Annotated in this window: 1 protein-coding gene and 3 pseudogenes; all 4 read left to right on the forward strand. The window is 58.6% G+C overall.

The genetic code is table 11. From position 1 onward, the window contains the following. The first annotated feature begins 49 nt into the window (after positions 1–49). Positions 50–1,356: pseudogene (locus YUO_RS43390) on the forward strand (IS701 family transposase). A 136-nt stretch (positions 1,357–1,492) separates the two neighbouring features. Continuing rightward, positions 1,493–2,854 (forward strand): annotated as a pseudogene (locus YUO_RS45835) (IS701 family transposase). A gap of 113 nt (positions 2,855–2,967) precedes the next feature. After that, on the forward strand, positions 2,968–3,153 hold the full coding sequence (locus tag YUO_RS49265) for a hypothetical protein (RefSeq protein ID WP_028351705.1): 186 nt from the start codon (positions 2,968–2,970) through the stop codon (positions 3,151–3,153). Positions 3,154–3,204: 51 nt separating this feature from the next. Further along, positions 3,205–3,355: pseudogene (locus YUO_RS48410) on the forward strand (IS110 family transposase); the annotation flags it as partial.

Consider the following 3,355-nt stretch of genomic DNA (forward strand, 5'->3'; position numbering starts at 1 on the left):
GCAATCGCTCGACATCGACGCGGTCAGTCTTCGCGCGACGCACCCGACGATCAACCTGCAGACTTGCCGGATCAATGACGTAGTTGCGGATGCCGAGCCGTTCCTGGATCGGTTGGGTCACAAGACCCGGCAGCGGATGTGTCCGCTTTATGTTGCGGGGTTGATCGGCCCTGGTGAGCGGAAAAGCGTTCAGCCGATGGCGGAACGCTTTGCGGTGGCCAACTATGATCAGCTGCACCATTTCATCGCCGATGGCGTCTGGGACGCGACTGCGCTGGAGTCAGAACTGTTCATTCAGGCCGACCGGCTTGTCGGCGGCAAGGATGCGGTGCTGGTCATCGATGACACCGCGATGCCGAAGAAGGGCGAACGCTCGGTTGGTGTCGCTGCGCAATATGCGTCGGCTCTTGGCAAAACAGCAAATTGCCAAACCTTGGTATCACTGACGCTTGCGCGCCGTGAGGTGCCGGTGATGATCGCATTGCGTCTCTTCCTACCGGAGAGTTGGATAAGCGATGCCGCACGTTTGAAGCGAGCAGGCGTGCCGGTCGAACGATCCAAGCCTGAGATCGCTTTGGCCGAGGTTGATCGCGCGATAGCAGTCGGCATGCGCTTCGGTTGTGTGCTGGCGGATGCTGGATACGGCCTCAGCGCGCCGTTTCGACAAGGGCTCACGGCACGCGGGCTGGCTTGGGCCGTTGGCATCCCTCGTCACTTGAAGGTCTACCCGGTCGACGTCAGGCTGATCTGGCCGGTTGTTGCGCGAGGTCGCCCCCGTAAGCGGTTCATTCCAGACATCCTGTCGAAGCCAGCCGAAGACATGCTCGCCGGTTCAAAGTGGCAAACTGTGAGCTGGCGAAACGGGACCAAAGGTCGATTGAAAGCTCGTTTTGCCGCAGTTCGGGGTCGGATTGCCGATGGGCCACCGCAGCGGATCAAGGACAAGGGCCAGCAGCATCTTCCCGGCGAGAAGGCTTGGCTGATCGGCGAACACAGGACGTCAGGGGAAAAGAAATACTATCTTGCGAACCTGCCCGCTGCGGCAGATCTGCGCACATTAGCTGCCACCATCAAGGCACAATGGATTTGCGAGAAGGCTCATCAGCAGGCGAAAGAAGAACTCGGGCTTGATCACTTTGAGGGGCGATCCTGGCAAGGTCTTCATCGTCACGCACTGATGACAATGATCGCCTACGCCTTCTTGCAACAGCGTTGCCTCGCACAAGCGGGGCGGAAAAAAAGAATCAACGGATTGCCACCTCAGCCGAGCTTGCCGGCCGTGCGCCACGCCATCGTCAATCGCATTCTTCGATCGCAAACGCCGCGATGCCCTTATTGCACGAGACAAATCCGTGAGCACCCGCACCGAAAATAAACTCTGCCAAAGTAGTGCTAGCACTAGTTTGGCAAATTTTCGATCTGGTAAGCCTGTGAGGAGTCCCGAATCGATTTTTCGATGATTCGTAGGGGGCGGCCTTTGGAGGGGGCGACCATGGGGAAAGCGACGTCGGATTGGGAAGACGAGTTTGAATGTTGGCCGAAACCACTCCTGGATCGGTTGGTTCATAAGGCCCGGCGACGAGCGTGTCCGACTTTACGTTGCGGAGTTGATCGGCCCGGTGTATAGCGCGACGGTCTGGGAAAGAACTCACTCACTTTGATCGCCGCGCCGCACCGGTGAGCGCAAAGCATTCAACCGATGGCGCAGCGCTTTGCGGCGGGCGAATACGATCATCGGCACCATTTCATCGCTGATGGCGTCTGGGATGCGGCTCCGCTGTAAACTGAGCTGCGCAATCAAGCCGACCGGCTTGTCGGCGGCGATAATGAGGTGCTGGTTATCGACGACACCGCGGTGCCAAAGAAGAGCGAACGCTCTCGGTGTCACGGCTCAATGGGCCCCTGCCGTGGGCAGAACAGCGAATCGCCAAACATTGGTGTCGCTGATGCTCGCGCGTGGTGAAAGTGCCAATGACCGCATTCTCTCCTCTTCCCCGAGAGCTGGACAAACGATGCCACACGGTTGAAGCCCGCCGGCGTACCAGTCGAATATCAGGCGCCACGGTCCAAGCCAGACATCGCTTTGGTTGAGATTGATCGCGCGATGGCGGCCGGCATGCGCTTCGGTTGTGTGATGGCGGGCGCTGGATACGGCCTCAGTGCGCCGTTTCGATAAAGGCTCTCGGCACGTGGGCTGGCCTGGGCTGTTGGCATCCCGCGCCACCTGAAGTGTACCCATTTTGGCGTCAAGCTGATCTGGCCGCTCGCCAAGCGAGGGCGTCCCCACAAGCGGTACATTCCGGACATCCTGTCGCGCCCGGCCGAAGACATGCTCGCCGACTCCAAGTGGCAAAATGTGAGTTGGCGAACGAGGACGAATGGCCGATTGAAAGCCCGTTTGCTGCGGTTTGGGTGCAGATCGCCCGGTGGACCTCCCCAGCGGATCAGGAATAAAGGCCAGCAGCATCTTTCCGGTGAGAAGGCTTGGCTGATCAGCGAACACAGGACGTCAGGGAAAAAATACTATCTCGCCAACCTGCTCGCCACGATGGACTTGCGCACATAAGCCGCCCCCATCAAGGCACGATGGATTGGCGACATCAGCAGTTGAAAGAGGTACTCGAGCTTGATCACTTAGACTGGCGATCCTGGCCAGGTCTGCATTGCCACGCGCTGATAGCCATGATCGCCTACGCCTTCTTGCAACACTGTCGTCTCGCACAAGCGGGACGGAAAAAGGAATTAACGGGCCTCCGCCTCAGCCTATTTTACCGGCGGTACGCCAAGCCGTCGTCGATCTCGTCCTTCGACCGCCATCTCTCCGATGCCCACACTGCAGAAGGCGAATCCGTAAAAAGCACCGGCAGAATAAATCTGCCAAAGTAGATCCTATGCAGGCGCGACGGACAGGAGGTGTGTTACCGCTTCGGTTTCTACCTTCCCACCAGGTGCATAGGAGAGTCGCTGATGGAAGCCCGGACAGTGAACAACCTGCCGCCCGCCGCAACCCATGATGACGCCGTACGCTGTCTTCTTGCAATCGAATTAAGCAAGAAAAGTTGGATTGTTGCCGTCAACACGCCCTTGTCCAACAAGGTCGGTCGCCACACGTTGAAGCCCTGCGATGAGAAGGAGCTGTTGGATCTGTGCTAGCGGATCCGGACGCGAGTTGCCAGAGAAACAAAGCAGCGCGTGGAAATCGTTTCTTGCTACGAAGCTGGCTACGACGGCTTCTGGCTCCACCGCCTGCTCGAAGCACACGGCATCCGCAACTACGTCATTGATCCGGCAAGTCTGCAGGTTGATCGTCGGGTGCGTCGCGCGAAGACTGACCGCGTCGATGTCGAGCGATTGC

This window comes from Bradyrhizobium murdochi (assembly GCF_000472965.1).
Lineage (GTDB): Bacteria > Pseudomonadota > Alphaproteobacteria > Rhizobiales > Xanthobacteraceae > Bradyrhizobium > Bradyrhizobium murdochi.

Excerpts from the sequence above, each read along its gene's own strand:
- YUO_RS49265 (WP_028351705.1), top strand. The coding sequence starts at position 2,968 with ATGGAAGCCCGGACAGTGAACAACCTGCCGCCCGCCGCAACCCATGAT.